Source organism: Rahnella perminowiae (assembly GCF_019049755.1).
GTDB classification, from domain to species: Bacteria; Pseudomonadota; Gammaproteobacteria; order Enterobacterales; family Enterobacteriaceae; genus Rahnella; species Rahnella perminowiae.
Window position 1 is genome coordinate 1 of the sequence record NZ_JAFMOS010000020.1, and the last position, 255, is coordinate 255.

Sequence of the window (255 nt, forward strand, 5' to 3'; positions counted from 1 at the left end):
GTGATTTTTGGCATCAACGGCAGTCTGCACGTTATAGCTAACCTGACGGTTAACATTGTTTATTTTCATCAACCGGGAATCAGGATCTGTCAGCGACAATTGTTTATCAGGATGCTGTTCCACGGCCTGCTGCATTTGCTTTAACTCTTCTAAACGTTGTTGCAACCATGCCAGTTTCGTCGCTGTTAAATCTGTGATTATTTCAGGCTCAGCAGTCTTGTCAGCTTCATCGAGTTTATTCAGGTACAGAGCTAT

1 pseudogene is annotated in these 255 nt (G+C 43.1%); it reads right to left on the bottom strand.

Annotated elements, in window-relative coordinates:
* Positions 1-255 (bottom strand): annotated as a pseudogene (locus tag J1785_RS00085) (IS5/IS1182 family transposase); the annotation flags it as partial.